The organism is Aegicerativicinus sediminis (assembly GCF_015476115.1).
GTDB classification, from domain to species: Bacteria; Bacteroidota; Bacteroidia; order Flavobacteriales; family Flavobacteriaceae; genus Aegicerativicinus; species Aegicerativicinus sediminis.
This window is the reverse complement of the sequence record NZ_CP064295.1, coordinates 1550908-1567128: the sequence shown is the minus strand read 5'-3', so window position 1 is coordinate 1567128 and position 16221 is coordinate 1550908. Positions and strand designations below refer to the sequence as shown.

General features: G+C 36.0%; 16 protein-coding genes. 9 read left to right on the top strand and 7 right to left on the bottom strand.

Going from position 1 to position 16221, the window contains the following annotated elements; genetic code table 11:
* Positions 1 to 6: 6 nt before the first annotated feature.
* Positions 7 to 1365 (top strand): cytochrome P450, encoded by a 1359-nt coding sequence (locus ISU00_RS06815; RefSeq protein ID WP_228853302.1) that lies wholly within the window; start codon positions 7 to 9, stop codon positions 1363 to 1365.
* On the top strand, positions 1362 to 2090 hold the full coding sequence (locus ISU00_RS06810) for a 4'-phosphopantetheinyl transferase family protein (RefSeq protein WP_228853301.1): 729 nt from the start codon (positions 1362 to 1364) through the stop codon (positions 2088 to 2090). The genes ISU00_RS06815 and ISU00_RS06810 overlap by 4 nt, the downstream gene beginning before the upstream one ends.
* 112 nt (positions 2091 to 2202) lie before the next feature.
* Here the strand turns inward: ISU00_RS06810 and ISU00_RS06805 are convergent, their stop codons facing one another.
* The 4 genes from ISU00_RS06805 to ISU00_RS06790 form a co-directional block, all read right to left on the bottom strand.
* Positions 2203 to 2697 carry a thermonuclease family protein gene (locus ISU00_RS06805; protein ID WP_228853300.1) on the bottom strand — a complete coding sequence of 165 codons (495 nt, stop codon included), beginning with the start codon at positions 2695 to 2697 and terminating at the stop codon, positions 2203 to 2205.
* Between the two features lie 53 nt (positions 2698 to 2750).
* A complete protein-coding gene (locus tag ISU00_RS06800; protein ID WP_228853299.1) occupies positions 2751 to 3128 on the bottom strand; it encodes a PH domain-containing protein in 378 nt (125 codons plus the stop codon).
* A gap of 221 nt (positions 3129 to 3349) precedes the next feature.
* Positions 3350 to 4015, bottom strand: coding sequence for a helix-turn-helix domain-containing protein (locus tag ISU00_RS06795; RefSeq protein WP_228853298.1), 666 nt, complete (start codon positions 4013 to 4015; stop codon positions 3350 to 3352).
* A gap of 1 nt (position 4016) precedes the next feature.
* Positions 4017 to 5660 carry a tetratricopeptide repeat-containing sensor histidine kinase gene (locus ISU00_RS06790; protein WP_228853297.1) on the bottom strand — a complete coding sequence of 548 codons (1644 nt, stop codon included), beginning with the start codon at positions 5658 to 5660 and terminating at the stop codon, positions 4017 to 4019.
* Between the two features lie 218 nt (positions 5661 to 5878).
* On the opposite strand from ISU00_RS06790, the gene ISU00_RS06785 reads away from it, so the two are divergent.
* From ISU00_RS06785 to ISU00_RS06770, 4 genes are all read left to right on the top strand, one after another.
* Positions 5879 to 6967, top strand: a complete 1089-nt coding sequence (locus ISU00_RS06785; RefSeq protein WP_228853296.1) for a sensor histidine kinase — start codon at positions 5879 to 5881, stop codon at positions 6965 to 6967.
* A gap of 2 nt (positions 6968 to 6969) precedes the next feature.
* Positions 6970 to 8295: a sigma-54-dependent transcriptional regulator gene (locus ISU00_RS06780; RefSeq protein ID WP_228853295.1), complete on the top strand. Its 1326-nt coding sequence runs from the start codon at positions 6970 to 6972 to the stop codon at positions 8293 to 8295.
* A 188-nt stretch (positions 8296 to 8483) separates the two neighbouring features.
* The gene (locus ISU00_RS06775; protein ID WP_228853294.1) at positions 8484 to 8846 is read left to right on the top strand and encodes a hypothetical protein; all 363 of its coding nucleotides are present in this window, start codon (positions 8484 to 8486) and stop codon (positions 8844 to 8846) included.
* Between the two features lie 121 nt (positions 8847 to 8967).
* Complete coding sequence (locus tag ISU00_RS06770; RefSeq protein ID WP_228853293.1) at positions 8968 to 9573, top strand: hypothetical protein; 606 nt, start codon at positions 8968 to 8970, stop codon at positions 9571 to 9573.
* A 20-nt stretch (positions 9574 to 9593) separates the two neighbouring features.
* On the opposite strand, the gene ISU00_RS06765 is transcribed toward ISU00_RS06770, so the two are convergent.
* Positions 9594 to 9935, bottom strand: coding sequence for a hypothetical protein (locus tag ISU00_RS06765; RefSeq protein ID WP_228853292.1), 342 nt, complete (start codon positions 9933 to 9935; stop codon positions 9594 to 9596).
* Between the two features lie 243 nt (positions 9936 to 10178).
* On the opposite strand from ISU00_RS06765, the gene ISU00_RS06760 reads away from it, so the two are divergent.
* From ISU00_RS06760 to ISU00_RS06750, 3 genes are all read left to right on the top strand, one after another.
* A complete protein-coding gene (locus tag ISU00_RS06760) occupies positions 10179 to 10523 on the top strand; it encodes a hypothetical protein (RefSeq protein WP_228853291.1) in 345 nt (114 codons plus the stop codon).
* A 171-nt stretch (positions 10524 to 10694) separates the two neighbouring features.
* Complete coding sequence (locus tag ISU00_RS06755) at positions 10695 to 10955, top strand: hypothetical protein (RefSeq protein WP_228853290.1); 261 nt, start codon at positions 10695 to 10697, stop codon at positions 10953 to 10955.
* Between the two features lie 122 nt (positions 10956 to 11077).
* Positions 11078 to 12211: a nuclease-related domain-containing protein gene (locus ISU00_RS06750; protein ID WP_228853289.1), complete on the top strand. Its 1134-nt coding sequence runs from the start codon at positions 11078 to 11080 to the stop codon at positions 12209 to 12211.
* 31 nt (positions 12212 to 12242) lie between these two features.
* Here ISU00_RS06750 and ISU00_RS06745 read toward each other — a convergent pair whose 3' ends face one another.
* Positions 12243 to 15701 (bottom strand): DUF3427 domain-containing protein, encoded by a 3459-nt coding sequence (locus ISU00_RS06745; RefSeq protein ID WP_228853288.1) that lies wholly within the window; start codon positions 15699 to 15701, stop codon positions 12243 to 12245.
* A 1-nt stretch (position 15702) separates the two neighbouring features.
* Positions 15703 to 16098 (bottom strand): (deoxy)nucleoside triphosphate pyrophosphohydrolase, encoded by a 396-nt coding sequence (locus ISU00_RS06740; RefSeq protein ID WP_228853287.1) that lies wholly within the window; start codon positions 16096 to 16098, stop codon positions 15703 to 15705.
* Positions 16099 to 16221 lie beyond the last annotated feature (123 nt).

Here is a 16221-nt window from a genome sequence, read left to right as displayed (position 1 = left end):
ATTGGCATGAAAGTAACGTCTCACACAAAACTACCTCCCGGACCAAAATCATTGGTCCCTTTCGCCAATGTTTTTGGGTTTAGAAAAAATAGCCTAAAATTTCTCAAGGATATTTCTACGGAATATGGCGACATTGCTCAGTTTAAAATGGGGCCTCTTCGTGTTGTGCTTTTAAATCACCCAGATTACATTAAAGAAGTCCTTAGCAACCAACACCAAAATTTCATCAAAGGCCGGCCCTTAGAAATGGCCAAAGAAGTTCTAGGGGAAGGGATACTAACAAGCGCTGGTGACCTGCATAAAGAACATTCACGAATCATTCAGCCTGCCTTTCATATCCGTATGATGGAACTTTATGTTCCTGCTATGACCAATTATTCCCAATTGACAATGGATAAATGGCAAGATGGACAAGTAATAGATATGCTTCAGTGTATGATAGGGATGAGCACAGAAATTGCGGCAAAGACGATGTTCAATGTGGACATTAACAATGAAGTTCCTGAAATAAATAATGCTCTTGAGGACATTATGAGTTTGTTTGGCCGCATTACTATGCCCTTCGCAGAAATCCTCCTTAAGCTTCCTATACCAAGCACAAAAAAATTCTTTAAGGCGAGGGCAAAATTAGATGACACCATTTATAAGATTATTGAAAATCGAAAGAAGAATCCATTACAGAACGGGGATTTGCTGTCTCTATTATTAAACACACAAGAGGACACCATAGGTATCTCCTTGACAGACAAACAGATCAGAGATGAGGCTTTAACTCTGCTCCTAACTGCTTTTGATACCACTTCTTTAGCTTTAACTTGGACTTGGTACCTCCTTTCTCTACATCCGGAAATTGAGAGTAAAATGCATCAGGAGTTAGACTCTGTGCTCAATGGTGGAACACCCACTTTAGAAGATTATCCAAAGCTCAAATACACCAAAATGGTTTTTGAGGAGGCCATGAGAATGTACCCTCCCATTTATGTTATTGCCCGTGAAGCTTTACAGGACGTTATCATAGCTGATTATAAAATCCCCAAGAAATCTATTGTTTTATTAAGCCCATACCTCATTCACCATGATGCTAGATTTCATCACAATCCTGAAAAATTTGACCCTGAAGCATTGGCGAAACGCTTAGGGCGAAATCATAATAAATATGAATTTTTTCCATTTAGTGTCGGTCCTAGATCCTGTATTGGTCAGCATTACGCAATGCTTGAGGGCGTGATGGTCTTAGCATCAATGGGCAGTCATTGGTGCATGGAAACAGTTCCGAACCAGAAAGTTGAAATGGAACAACTTCTGAATCTTAGACCTAAAAACGGAATTAAGATGCGGCTTGTAAAAAGACCTATATCCAAGTGAGCTATTCTAAGATACATTGGCTAAAACAGCCCCAAACAACCTATCCCATTCCGTTGAATACCGATCAACATATTCAACTGTATTCCGCGGACCTTTCAAAAGATTTTTGTGATTCCCTTGATTATATTGAATTATTGTCTGAAAATGAATTAATCCGCATGAAGCGACTCCGCTTTAAAAAGGACAAACTAAACTTTATAAAATCGAGGGGCTTCTTACGTCTAATATTGGGCCAACACCTGCAGTTAGACCCAAAATGTATACTATTTTCATACGAGGAAAATGGCAAACCTGTATTAGCTGAAATTAACTATGGTAATTTACATTTCAATCTTTCTCATTCTAGAAATAAAATTCTTTTAGCAATTAGTGATTGCAATAATATTGGTGTAGATATAGAGTATGTTAATCCGGCTATCGACAGTTTATCCATTGCTAATAAGTTTTTCTCTGAAGTGGAAGCTCGCACTCTTGAGAGCACCCATGGAAATGAGCGACTCAATAAGTTTTTTCAATTTTGGACAAGAAAAGAAGCCTTAGTAAAAGGCCTCGGAGATGGTTTAGGATTTCCTTTTCAAGAAATAGATGTATCTAAACTAAAAGGTACTGATTGGGACACTCTAACAAATCTAACTTCTATAGGCAGATTAAAACAGTGGTATTCCATCGATGTACCATTTGGGAAAAGTTATAAAGCCTCTTTGGCGGTTGATTGTAGTGATTAAACCTTTGAGATTTTCAGAATCTTCCAATTTGCAGTCCAACCTAAATCTTATAGATAAAAATTAATCCGAGTTTATCAAATTAAAAAATCTCTTATCTAAAAAACTATGGGGCTCATTTCTTTTTGTTCCGCCTCCATAACCATGGAGCAATAGCATCATCATCAATCCATAAACCAATTTTATTTAGTCTAGCCATGTCTTCAATAGACTGTAATAATGAATCTTTTGAAAATTGACGATAATGCCAAGCTAGACCTTGTTTCAACAATTCTTCGCTAAGAACTTTGCCATCATTGTAAATGGTTTTGGCAACCAAACGTCCGTACCTATCTTTCTTCAGTACAATAATCTTTACCTGTTTTCCAAAAATGGCGTCGGCAGTGAATTGTTTTGCCTTGGTTGAAAATGGTTGTTTACGCTCAGGACAGTCAATATTGGCAACTCTTATGCGAATTACTGTGGAGTCGGGCTTTAAAAGTTTGTAAGTGTCTCCATCAGTTATGGCCACCACCTTACCATATATAGCATTTTCTTGTGCATAAACATTTTTATGGATACTTAAATTAAAGCCTAGGAATAAAAAAATAAACAAGACTTTATTAGGCATAACTAAGTCGAACAGATTTAAGGAAATTAATGAAGCATTAGTAATATATTGATTTACAAAACTTTTGAAGCCAAATATTTTTGAACTTCATAAACGTTGACACTCTTATTAAATTTTTTACTCACAGACGGAGTGTATTCACTTGAAATCCAAATCTTGAGTTCGGCATCCAAATCAAAGGTTCCAGCAGTTTCCAAAGAAAATCTGGAGATGCTTTTATAAGGCATGGACTTATATTCAATTTTACTCCCCGTAAGACCTTGGATATCTACCAAAATAAGTCGTTTATTGGTAAACATAAATACATCGCGTAATAAGGAAAAGCCTAGTTCTATGACCTCTTCCTCAAGTAGCAACTGTTGATATTTAGCAGTAAGTTGTTCGGCCGAAACCGCACTCGAATTTCCTAAAAGCTTATTTAAAAGTCGCATAAATAAATTTTGGATTAATATAAGAGGTTTTGGGAAATATAACCTTTCATACAAGCCTTACTAGTAAACGCCAAAGGAATGGAATAATTTCTTCGAAAAAACAAAACACGCCCCGAAAGGCGTGTTCTTAGCAATATTAATTGCCTCCCTAAAACGATTAATAGCGATGCAAGTTATATTTGGGGATCGTAAATTCCTTACGGGAAACCATAAGAACGGTTTTAAATAAGCCCAATGTCTTTGGTTACTGCAATAAGTTGTACGGCATTGGACGCTTTAAATTGTATTTTTAATTTGTTAAGTCGCTTTTCAATAGAACTTAGACTTGAAGGTTTTATGTTTTGCGATTTAAATCGGGTGCTAATCTCCTCCTGCGAATACCCATTGGCCAAATCCTTCAATAACAAAATATCGAAGTCATCTATCTCCAAAAGCGATTTCTGTTGAAGTGCCTGTCGCATGCTTTCTGACACAAAAAGGGTGTTTTGTGAAGCCGATTCAATTGCTGATTCTAATTCTTTAAGGCCAGACCTACCTTTACATACATAGGCATCAACCCCAAATTTTTTGATAAGTGTTCGTGCTTTCTGTACTTTATCCTCTACAGAATAAACAATTACTTTTAGGTTTGGAAATTTTTGCTTTACCTCCTCTAACAAGGCTTCACCCGAAGTAAATTTTTGTGGCCGGTGGTCATGTTTAAACGAAAGGTCGGTAACAAACAAATCAAAAGGTTCGCCGTCCATTTTGGCTTTTTGCAGCCTTAACCAAGCATCATCACAGTAATGCACTTTTTGGCTATCGCTTATCCCAAAATTGTCGAGTATGGCCTGAACACCATAAGTGATACTATCTAAATCATCGCAAACCAAAACCTTTTGAAACATCTCACAAAATTATTGTTGAACGAAATCCTTTCTCAGGAGTAGTTTCAAAAGTAATTGTTCCATTGATGTCTTTAATACGGTTTTCCGTATTATGCAATCCATTCCCTTTTTTAAGATCACAACCAAGTCCATTATCTAAATAACTGACTTTTAATTTGCGGTTTTCCTTTGCAAATTTTAGAACGACTAGGGACGCCTCTGCATGCTTTTTGGTATTGGTCAGTAATTCCTGCAACACACGATAAAGTGCAACTTTCCGCATGTTATCCAATGATTCCAAATCTATAGAATTAAGACCTTGTACAACTACAGAAACCTTTTCAGATTGATAGGATGCCATTAAATCCTTTAAGGTATGACTGAAATCATCACTTTCGGAAATTGGATCGATACTTTTGGAAATGTCCCGTGTTTTACGGTAAATCAATTCCAAATCATCCAAAGTGTGTTCTTTAGAAACCTCTTCGCTCTGCATTTTGGCCATCATTCGGTAGACATCGTTTGCGACCTCATCGTGAACTTTTTTGGATATCTTACCTTCAGTTTCGTAAACCTTCAAAAGGGTTTTGCGTTTATAACGAACATTCAGAAACAGAAAAAGTGGAATTGATGCCACGACCAAGAGCAAACCAGCTGCCTGAAACCACTGTTTTTTGCGGCGCTCTTGTTCAGCCTTTAATAACTGTTCATTCGCCTTTTGTTCCTGCTCGTAATAATTGAATTTTATTAATGCATAACTGTTCTTTTGCTGTTGCTCGGCATTAGCAAGGCTATCCCTAAGTATTTTATAAGCCAAGGCAAGGGAATCATTTTTGGTCTGCATCTGCAATTCCATTGCGTTTAGTATATAGGTTGGGCTGTTGATTATTTTGGCCGTTGCCAAAGCCTTATCTGCATACCGTTTTGCTTGGATTAAATCATTACGGTCCTGGTAGTAAATGGACAAATGTCTGTAACTGGAATATGCCCCTGTAAGATCGTTATTCTTTAAACGGCTTTCCAATGCTTCTTCCAATTGTTCCAAAGCCCCATCCTTACCTAATTTAGTTTGCACAAAGGCCAGATTATCCAGCGCCCGATTGCGCTGTTTTACATCATTGTGCTCTAGACTGTTATTATAAACTAACTGAAATTCAGTTTCAGCCAATTCATATTTCTCATGGTCTTTATAGATAACTGCCTTGTTATTCCTTATAATATTTTTGTTAACGTCATCTTCGGCATACAACAAGGCCTTGTCATAACATTCAATGGAACGATCAAAGTCTAACATGGCCTTATAGTTGCGTCCCAGTTGGTTATAAAGCCCCGTATAGGCCTCTCTGGTTTTAGTAGTTTCTGGCAGGTGGGAAAGGAGTTCTATAGCCTCAACCGCGAGTACTTCACTTTCAGAATGGAAACCAAGTTTATGTTGACCAATAGCTAACCTCCTTAAATCTGAAATTACGTTCAGGGTATCATTTAACTCCGAATGTTTTTCCTTTTGCTCCGTAAAAAAGTTAATCGCATTGAAAATATCGGTATCTGATTGAGGATAATTTAATAGGTTATCGTAGTATTTGATTCTATCTTTTTCAATTCCTTTTTGACCAAAGGCAAGAATGAAACCGAACAAAAACAGGGCTAATTTAAGAAGGGATTTCATGCCTTAAATTTAATATTTATTGGAAAAGGTTTCAGTTAATTTAAAAGGGAAATAAAGTTTTCAAGATAATTCCATTAGTTTGAACCTCGGCAGCAAGAATCAACATGCAATTTTGACGAGCTCAACCAAGGCTCTTTCAAAAAACCTTCCTCCTCTTCGACTTTCTATCAAAAATATTAATCACGATCATTATCTTTAAGCTTAAGATCTTAAGACAGATGAATACCCTAGAAGCGAAATTAAGGGAACGTGTAAAGGAACTTACTTGTTTATATGAGGTGACATCCATTATAGTCAATTCTGATTATGACCAGTTGGAGGAATCTCTTCAAGCGATTACCAACTGTTTAAAAAGAGGCTGGCAATTTGTGGAAGACACCGAAGCCGAAATATCGGTTAGCGGATATGAAGTCCAGACCGCAGGATTTGGCCCCGGCCGAGTTTGTCTAACAACCAATGTTAAGGTGTTCAATAAGCAAGAAGGGTATATCAATGTCGGCTATCCTTCGGAAAAATACACCCTTGAGGATTTTCTGGAAGAAGAACAGACCTTGTTAGACAATGTAGGTTTGGCAGTAGGCAATCTATTGGAGCGAAAGCAGATACGGGATAATGAATTAGCCACTAGAAAACAGATGGAATGGACCGATCGACTCCATATCCTAGGTGAAATTACGGCCGGAATCGCCCATGAACTCAATACCCCTTTGGCAAATATACTCGGCTTTGCAGAGTTGTTACAAGATAGTATCAAAGATCCCGATTCTATCCGAGACTTGGATAAGATCATGGAGAATGCCATTTTTAGCCGTGAAATTGTAAAAAAATTAATGTTCTTTGCCTGCGAGATGCCACAGGAAATGGATGCGGTGGAGCTGATTCCTGCTGTAGAGAATGTACTAAAACTCCTAAAGCCTCAGCTTAGAGCAAAAAATATTGAATTTGTAACCCAGTTTGAAGATAAAGTGTTTCGCCTAACGGCTGACGACGTTCAATTAACACAGGTACTGTTCAATCTTATAATGAATGCCATTTATTACTCACCTGAGAACGGTATCATCACCATAGCTATTTCCGAAGAGGGAACGAATATTAAAATATCGGTTGCTGATGAAGGTGAGGGAATCAAACCTGAAAATACAGATAAGGTCTTCGAGCCATTTTTTACCACCAAACCTACGGGCGAGGGTTCTGGACTTGGACTTAGTGTAGTACACGGTATTATTAACAGTCATAAGGGTACCATTTCACATGCCCCTAATAAACCAAAAGGAACCGTGTTTACTATTTATTTTCCTAAATTGTAATTATGGCATTACACAGAGAGAACATTCTAATTGTAGATGACGATATATCTATCCTTGAACTGTTACAAAGACACCTGAAGTCTATGGAGTATCATGCCTTTAAGGCGGTATCCGTAAAGGAAGCGATTTTCATTTTAAAGGACACCTTTATCGATCTGCTTATAACGGATATACAGATGCCGGAGGTTGATGGGCTGCAACTGTTGAAATTCACCAACGAACATTATCCCGACATGCCAAAATTGGTAGTTACAGGCTACCCATCGGTAGACGATGCCTTGGCGACCTTTAAATCTGGTGCCGTTGACTATCTCACCAAACCTTTTACAAAGGTAGAACTAAAACAGGCCATTGTAAAGGCCTTCGCCCATGGCCAACAACGCAGGGATAAAAAATCGCCTAGGATTAATTCAGCAAATGCTGTTTATGGGGATATGGTGGGTGAATCGGAAGCATTTCATAAGGTTACCAATATCATTGATCGGGTTAAGGACAACAAGGCTACAGTATTGGTAAAGGGCGAAAGTGGTACGGGTAAGGAATTGGTGGCCAGGGCAATCCATTATTCAGGCAAATTCTCAAACGCCCCTTTTATAGCGGTAAATTGCGGTGCCATTCCTGAAAATTTGCAAGAAGCGGAACTGTTCGGATATAAAAAAGGAGCGTTTACGGGTGCACACGAAAACCGTAATGGGTTCTTCCAAGCCGCACAGGGTGGTACCCTATTCCTCGATGAGATAGGATTGGCTTCCCTAGCCGTACAAGCAAAATTGCTACGTGCATTACAGGAAAAGGAAATAACAAAATTGGGATCCCAAAAGGCGGAAAAAGTAGATATACGCATCATCGCCGCTACAAATAGTGATTTGTCTGAAGAAATCCAGAAAAAAACCTTTCGCGAAGACCTATTTTATCGCCTTACCGTTGTGGAAATCAATGTGCCACCCCTAAGGGAGCGAAAATCTGATATCCCATTGTTGGTTGAAAAATTTATTAAAAAATATGGCATAGAATATAGAGATCGTTTATTGCGCATTTCACCCGAAGCCTTGGAGGTATTGCAACGCTATCATTGGCCCGGAAATATAAGAGAGTTGGAAAATACCATACAAAGGGCCGTGATCATGTCTGATGGCATCATTAAAGTGAAAGACTTACCAGATTTCCTTAAATTCCAGATACACTTCCCCGAAGAGGGGTTTCTATCCCTTCGTGAAATGGAAAAAAACTATGTAAAAAAGGTGCTTATCCATACCGAAGGGAACAAGACAAAAGCCGCGGAAATTCTTCAAATCGATCGCAAAACCTTACGCGACAAATTGAAATAGTCAATTGGGTATTTTTTCCCTAATCGGGGAGAATTTCCCCAGTATCAATTCACCCTCATTTCAAGATTACAATTTTTATATTTCTCATTTATAGTATGTTACATGAATACTATCTAAGGTTATCAATTTATGGTACAGCAATTGCCATAGTAGGTGAAACTAAAAATTAACCCTTAAATACAATCCTTATGAGAAATTATATCATTGTCCTACTATTTTCGTTAGGCATGTTAGGTGCCCAAGCAAGTACAGAACAAAACACTACTGAAGTAAAGGTGGGTGATACTTTTGAAATCGGAAAGCCAGAAACCAATACATACAAACATATCAATTTCCCACGTGCAAATTTTATAATAAAAGGTGGCGGTATAGCCAATTATAACAACTTGGAAGGCAAAAAGGTTGTAGTGACCTCAGTAAAAGAGAAAGCGGATGGAAGGACGGAAGTTAAAATTAAGCGTGCCAATGGTATGCGTTTTTTCAGAAGTCATACCGTTGTGAGTGCTAATATTGAGCAAGCCTTAAACTCAGGTGAATTGAAAGTTGATTAATACATAGGTTGGTAAAATCTGCCTGGTCCGTAAAACATTTCCGATAAAATTGGCCAGGCGATTTTCTTTTTAAACCAAACCTATTATAAGACATTAATATAGTTCACTAAAAGTAATGCCCATGTTCAAAAAAACGTCTTTAAGTAAAAGAATTGAGCTAACCCTCATCCTGGGAATGGCATTTGTATTGTTATTAGGCTCTAACTTGTTAGATAGAAGGCATTTTAAAACCGTTCAACATACGGTGAACTCTGTATTTAAGGACAGGGTTGTGGTTCAGGACTATATTTATCGCTTAAACAACATGTTCCACGATAGGGAATTGGTCATTATAAAAGGTGATTACAACAAAGTGGACGATACTCATAATAAGGAAGTTGAGCAAATCCTCATCGATTTTAAGGCAACGGAACTAACCGCAAAAGAGTCAAATCTACTAGAGGAATTGCATGGCAGTATTCTAGACCTTAAAAAAATGGGAGAATTAGCAGACAGTGGTTCAAACAATGCCCCTACACTGCATAAACTTCAGGAAATAAAAATGCTGCTAGATGGTCTTGCTGAAATACAATTGGAGGAAAGTGGTCAAATGACCCATTTATCCAACCAAACCTTAGGCATGAATTCGTTGATGTCTAAATTAGAGATTGCCTTTATGGTATTGACCGGAATATCTATATTGGCCCTGATTGTTTACCCAAACCCCATAAAACAGGAAATGGTTTAATATTGAAGATGAAGTTGGATTTACTCCTTCTCCTTGTTTTCTTTATCCACTTTTTTCATATCACTGGCTGAAGGCTGGTGGGCGCCTTGATCATAATATTCCTTGCCGCGATGGGCCTTTTTTTCCATTTCTTCATTTTGTTTTTCTTGGAACTCACCTGTTTCGGTAACAGAATGGTATTGATCCGATAGATTTCCGGAACTCTTGTCCACATGCTCATCCGTTTCCTTGCCCTCATCAGCATTTGGATCTTGCTCATTGCTAAAATCTTGATTCCGTTCTCTAGTATCCCGCGTAAAGGTTCCTTCTCCTGGATTTCTATCTTTTTCTTCCTTGTTTTTATCCTTGTCGTTAGTTGCCATGACGAATACTTTTAATTGTTGAATCTTTAAAACTAAGAAGTCTATGGCGATCATATTGCCTTATATGCAAAGAATAATACGCCTATTAATTTACGGGCAAACCAGAAACTCAGAGAAACCCGAATGTTGAAATTGACTATCTTAGAGTAAAGTTCATTGTCCTAATTCTTCCACAGTTTAAAATCTCGGACCTCAATAATGGGTTTAAGCCCTAATTTTAAAGAAACCAAATTTTAAATGTCAATGAAAGTAACAATTGCCACCAGTTTCGCCCTAATGTGTTTCGTTTTTGGTTTAGTTCTCCTAGGCTGTAGTGTTGTGGACAATCCAACCGAGAGTGACGACTGTTCAATCTTCAATTGGGTGTATACCGATTGCGACTGCAATGACGAAGCCGAAGGTTGCCGCGAATTAATTTCTACCGGTCCAGATGAATTAACCCGCCTAGAGAATCTGTTGGAATCTAGTGGGGAGGACTGTATTTATGTGGAAAACATTAGAGGTAGGTACGGCAATGTTTCAGGTTATATTAAAGCGCCTTTAAGTACGGCTTGTTTAAATTTTGACTGGAATAATTTGAGCAACTAATTATTAATCCGTTTCGTCATTAACCATAGCCTCAGTATGACATGAAGGAAAATCTGCTCTTTTAAAAACCAGTTATTTTTATTAACTTAAAGCTATATTCCTGGGTCTAAGTTGAGCCTATCGTGTTTTTCGTATGGAACAAGGTAAAATCTGCTTTTAATACACCCAACGATGAAATTTCCAACATTAAAAGCTCCCATCGCAGTTAACATCCTTATCACCCTTTTTTCTGGTTTTGTAAGCTTTTTTGGTTTAGTATTTGGGATAGCCCATATGTTTGGCGAACCCAACCCGAACATCCCAAGATCTGAACATATAAAGGGTGTGATTGCAGTAGCTACACTTTGTGTTTTGGGAGTGGCATTTCTAATTATTACGATTGCTTCCTTACGTGGTATTTTTCAAAAGTTGAAGGAACGGAAGGAGAGATAAATTTCTAATTGATTATTAATCTATCCTATTGATGCTGCAAAACCATCAACCAATTTTATGGTTTTAGCATTCCTTTTATATCATAGATTGAATAAAGTTGACTCCAAAAATGTCTCACCTAATTGCTTGAAAAAGAAATTAGAAGTGATTATTTTCACTTCAGTGAAAATAATTCAATGGCCCTCATCAAAGGAGAAATAGAAACCCTTAAGCAACTTAAAAGAGAATTAAACCGATATGGATTTTACCAGCTAGACAGTCTGGAAAAGGTTGAAGAGTTTAAAAGGGATTACATAGTTAGGCGCCAAGAAATTATAAGTGATGTCGAGAGAGAATTTGAAAATGAGTTGGTCAACTTAAAAAAATATAGCATAAAGCTAAAGACTTCAATGCATGTCAAAAAAAATAGAGTGGCTGAAATACTTCTTAAACATATGGCATCTATAGATATGAGGCACTATATCATCGAACCTGTAGATGAAGATTATTTTGATAAGGCGAATCGATTTTTGGTAGGATCCTACTATTTTTTCAAAAGAAGTTTTATAGCCACTAACATGAATCGTATAATTCAGTTACGAACAATATTCCTAAATAAGAAACTGAACACTACAGAAGCTAAAATTGAAAAATTCGTTCATAGCCGGGAAAAAATTATTGGTGAACGCCTCAGCCCAAAAACTAAAGCACTGGACCAGACACAGCAGATTATCAACAGGTTATATCCTAAAATTGCTGGTGCCATTGGTGAAAGCAGAGTGGTAAAAGAAATTAAGAAACTCCCTGATAACTATATTCTTTTTAATGATTATAGCTTAAAATTCAGACGTCCTATTTACAATAGGAGCGAAAAGGATAGAATTTTTAGCATTCAGATAGACCATTTGCTAGTTACTAATTCTGGGGTTTTTAATATAGAGACTAAGAATTGGAGTGCCGCCACATTGCAAAATCCAGAAATGCGTTCCCCAATAGACCAAATTGAAAGGACTAATTTCGCCATGTTTATTTTGTTAAATGCACCATCTGGCAACTCAAGAGTTCGAATCTATAATAGTAAATTGCCTAAAAGAAAAATCCCAATTAGGAATGTTGTGGTTATGATAAACAATAGACTGCCTGAAGAGTCGGGGTATGCTAAAATTTTATCACTACACGAATTAAATAGTTATGTACAATGGTTTGATCCTATTTTCTCAGATGCGGAAGTTCAGAAAATTTGTGAGTATTTAGAGCATTTAAAAAAGGTAGTTTAAATTAAATATTAAGTGATCTTGAGTTTATCATTTATAAAACTTTCACGAACTCGCCAACAATTCTCATCCTTTCGGCACCGTCTTCATCAATAATTATGTCCTTATAAGACTTATCATAAGAATTCGGCTTTAGTATTATAGCTGTGTGTGACCAAAAGTCATCTGTTATTATTTTTTCGCTTGAGTAAGTTTTAATGGTAAAAGCAGAATTAAAATCTTGATCTTGAATATCCATGTTTTCAACTAAAACTATTTTACCATTTCTGCTTCCACCAGAATATTGTTTAAATAAGCAAATGGCACCATTAGGAATTACTTTATTCATCGACTCTCCAATGATTTTACAAGCAAAATATCCCTGATTAGAGCGAACGCCTTGAGGGCCTTCTATTAAAGAAAAATCTTTTTCAGATTGCATCTCACTAAAAGTTCCTGCTGCAGCATAAAAATTATATAAGGGAATTGGGTTTTTAAGTTTGGTTTCTTCTATTGGAAATTGTATTTCTCCTTGAATTTCGGGTTGAGTAAGTGTAATACTTTCTGTTTGCAATTCTTTTTTATCAGTAATAGTATTTTGCAAAAACTCCTTTTCATTTAAATATTTGAACATGTTAAAGCTAACAGGAGGCGATAATTTAAAAAGAATTTTTACTACAGGAAGTTCCCTCCCCTTATCATTATTTATGGTTGTCTGTTCCGTTTTAGCCAATTCTGGAGTTACATCTCCCATATAATAAAAATCCATTCCTTCGTCATTAGTCTTTTTGATAAAAAGAGGTAAACGAATTGGCCCCCTTTGGCCTAATATGGATTGAACATCATTACTTTGAATTGTCCTATTAGATTTTGACATCCAACTAAACTCCCTATTATTGACGAATTCATCTTCATATTTTGTTGATTCAGAAATATGTTCCTCTTTGTGGTAATTAACAAATATTGGGCAATGGGTATTATCAGGACTTACCAAATATCCGCCCACGTTTTGAGCTACCGGATTTTCGTTAAAATTTAAAATCCTGAAAACATCTTTTCGCGAATACTTTCTGTAAAGCACAAAACCATTGTACCAATGTTTAGGGTCAAACAATTTATTGTATTCATGAATTGAATAATTTATTGAATCCATTAAAAATTCTTTAAATATTTCATTCTTTAAATATTTTTTAACCTCATTTGTCAAAAAGAATTCTTCGTCCTCTAAAAACAATACATCCAAATCGTAAATTTCTTTTGCCGGAAGCATTTTCCCTTTATTTTTTTCTCTTATGAATTCAAAATTCAAATTGGCCACACAGGATTCGATAGTTTTATCAGAAAGATGATGTCCATATTCTTGAAGAACATAGTGTTTCAGTCGACTAATGGTTAACTCTCCTGATTGAACTAAAAATTTCATTATTATGCTTTCTTCAACTCTCTTAGAATTATTAATCTCTTTTGCAAACAACTCTAAAAGCTTTATCTCTTTATCTGATAACTCTGAGACGTAATCGCTTTCGACCTTTAAAATGAAATTGTAATATGAATTGGAATAATTCACGTACAGAAACGGATCTCTTGAGCCATGTTCAATGAAATCCATCATCATTGGTATTCTACCTAATTTGAATTTCAAAAGATTGTAATCCTTTTTTAAATCGGCAAACAACTGCATGTTAGCAGAATCGATTGATTGAAAAATTTTCTCTTTTGTTATTTCATCAAAATTTATGGTTGATGCTCCGGGAATCATTGTACTTCCTTCATTAATTAATTTTCTTAATGAGTCTTTATTATATGAAGTATCACCGTATAGCGCGATAGGGATTAGATAGTTATTCTCATAATTTCCAATAAAATCTATAACAGTTAAGTAGCCTTTCCCTTCAACTTTTCTGAGGCCTCTCCCTAATTGCTGAATGAATATTATCGCAGAAGATGTTGGGCGAAGCATAATTATTTGATTGACTTTAGGTATATCAATACCCTCATTAAAAATATCAACTGTAAAGATATAGTCCAATTTCTCACTTAAAACATCTGTCTCCAATTTCCTAATCGCGTCAACACGCTCATCTTCCTTATTATTTCCTGTTAATGCTACGGTTTTAAATCCTCTTAAATTAAATAAAGTGGATAGCTTAATTGCTTCCTCTTTTCTTGAACAAAAAATTAGCCCTCTGGTTATTCCATTATCACTCCCATAGAATTCTGCATACTCAATTATGTTCTTAATCCTCTCTTCAGAGGTTAAAAGATTGAAATCCGTTTTATTATCAACTTCTTCGTCATCAATTAATAAATCAGTAACTCCATAATAGTGAAATGAGCTGAGCATTTCCTCTTCCATAGCTCTACTTAATCTAATCTCATAAGCAATATTATGGTCAAAAAGGCTAAATATATCATTACCGTCGGTCCTTTCAGGTGTAGCAGTCATGCCCAGTAAGAATGTTGGCTGAAAGTATTCCAATAACCGTAAATACGAATCTGCTCCTGACCGATGAGTTTCATCAATAATTATATAATCGAAGTGCCTCGGGGAGAAGTTTTCTAAATGGGAAACCTTTGAAATAGTTTGAATTGTTGTAAATAGAAATTCACAATGGGTTTCTAGTTGGCTGCCAGAATAAACACCCATAGATTTTGTACTTCCAAAAACGTTTTGAAAAGTCTTTTTTGCATCTTGAGCTATAGTCAACCGATGGACTACAAACAATAATCTTTTAGGATTAAATGCCCATGCATCAAAAGCTGACAAATATGTCTTTCCAGTTCCAGTAGCAGAAATTATTAAGGCTTTATTTTTATTACGGGCCCGTAAATTTTTTAGATTTTGTAGGGCCTCCGACTGCATGCTGTTTGGCTTTACATTTTCAGTAATTTCAATTGTTTCTTCTAGATACTTATTGCTACCGAGAAATTGCTCCTTATATACTTTTTCGTATTCATATAAAAATTCTTGATCAACAGCAACCCCTCTCTCGAAATCTAAATTAAATTCATTGAGAACTTTTTCTACAATGCCGCTTTCATCTAAAGCAGAAACTTTAATGTTCCATTCCTTATTTGTTGTCAATGCTTGAGCAGTCAAATTACTGCTCCCAACAATCAAGTTATAATGCTCTTTATTCTTAAAAATATAGCCCTTGGAATGTACATTTCCTGTTGTAGCAATTTTTAATTCTATGTTTTTAAACCTCACTAATTTTTTTAATGCTTCCGGTTGTGTGAAATTTAAATATTGAGAAACTAAAATTTTACCATTTACTTGCCGGTTTTCTAACTCCTTTAGTTTGTTAATAATAGTTGCAACACCGCTCGTAGTGACAAATGCGACCGAGATAAAAAATTGATTGCAATTCTCAAGTTCATTTAAGATTGTAGATAGAACTTTTTTTGGAGGTTCTTTTTGATTAACAAGTAATTCAGGCTGATAGTCTTCACGAGACAAAATTGTTCTGTCAACATAACCCGTTTGTAGACTTTCTACAAATATCTTAGTCATTTCATCCATTGGACGCCAATTTTTTTACAATTGGTATATCTGCGGCCGCCCAATCAAGTTTTTTAAGCTCATTATCAGTAAGCCATTGGTGGCTTATATGTTCATGGAGAATAAGATTTTTGGTTTCTGCTTCACAGATAAAGCTATGCATTGTTAACTCAAAATCCGGATATTGGTGAACAACCGTTAAAAAAGGTTCTTTTATTTTGACAGAAATATTCAATTCTTCAATTAATTCCCGTTCTAGAGCTGCTATTTTGCTTTCACCTACTTCAATTTTTCCACCTGGGAATTCAAATTTTTCAGAGATATATTGAAGTTTGTTTTTCGCCCTTTGAACACACAAAATTTCTTTTTTATAAAATATTATTCCAGCAACAACCTCAATTTTTTTCATAAAGAGCTTTAAAATTCAAATCAATAATACAAATAAAATGTAATTCAAATCTGATGATTTCCGTAATTCGGAGGCCTAAATTGAATATTTCGGCAAGCAACAATTGTGGAAAAATATACAATT

Coding starts and splice junctions, on each gene's coding strand:
- ISU00_RS06815 (WP_228853302.1), top strand. CDS start 7: ATGAAAGTAACGTCTCACACAAAACTACCTCCCGGACCAAAATCATTG.
- ISU00_RS06805 (WP_228853300.1), bottom strand. CDS start 2,697: ATGCCTAATAAAGTCTTGTTTATTTTTTTATTCCTAGGCTTTAATTTA.
- ISU00_RS06800 (WP_228853299.1), bottom strand. CDS start 3,128: ATGCGACTTTTAAATAAGCTTTTAGGAAATTCGAGTGCGGTTTCGGCC.
- ISU00_RS06795 (WP_228853298.1), bottom strand. CDS start 4,015: ATGTTTCAAAAGGTTTTGGTTTGCGATGATTTAGATAGTATCACTTAT.
- ISU00_RS06790 (WP_228853297.1), bottom strand. CDS start 5,660: ATGAAATCCCTTCTTAAATTAGCCCTGTTTTTGTTCGGTTTCATTCTT.
- ISU00_RS06785 (WP_228853296.1), top strand. CDS start 5,879: ATGAATACCCTAGAAGCGAAATTAAGGGAACGTGTAAAGGAACTTACT.
- ISU00_RS06780 (WP_228853295.1), top strand. CDS start 6,970: ATGGCATTACACAGAGAGAACATTCTAATTGTAGATGACGATATATCT.
- ISU00_RS06775 (WP_228853294.1), top strand. CDS start 8,484: ATGAGAAATTATATCATTGTCCTACTATTTTCGTTAGGCATGTTAGGT.
- ISU00_RS06770 (WP_228853293.1), top strand. CDS start 8,968: ATGTTCAAAAAAACGTCTTTAAGTAAAAGAATTGAGCTAACCCTCATC.
- ISU00_RS06765 (WP_228853292.1), bottom strand. CDS start 9,935: ATGGCAACTAACGACAAGGATAAAAACAAGGAAGAAAAAGATAGAAAT.
- ISU00_RS06760 (WP_228853291.1), top strand. CDS start 10,179: ATGAAAGTAACAATTGCCACCAGTTTCGCCCTAATGTGTTTCGTTTTT.
- ISU00_RS06755 (WP_228853290.1), top strand. CDS start 10,695: ATGAAATTTCCAACATTAAAAGCTCCCATCGCAGTTAACATCCTTATC.
- ISU00_RS06745 (WP_228853288.1), bottom strand. CDS start 15,701: ATGACTAAGATATTTGTAGAAAGTCTACAAACGGGTTATGTTGACAGA.
- ISU00_RS06740 (WP_228853287.1), bottom strand. CDS start 16,098: ATGAAAAAAATTGAGGTTGTTGCTGGAATAATATTTTATAAAAAAGAA.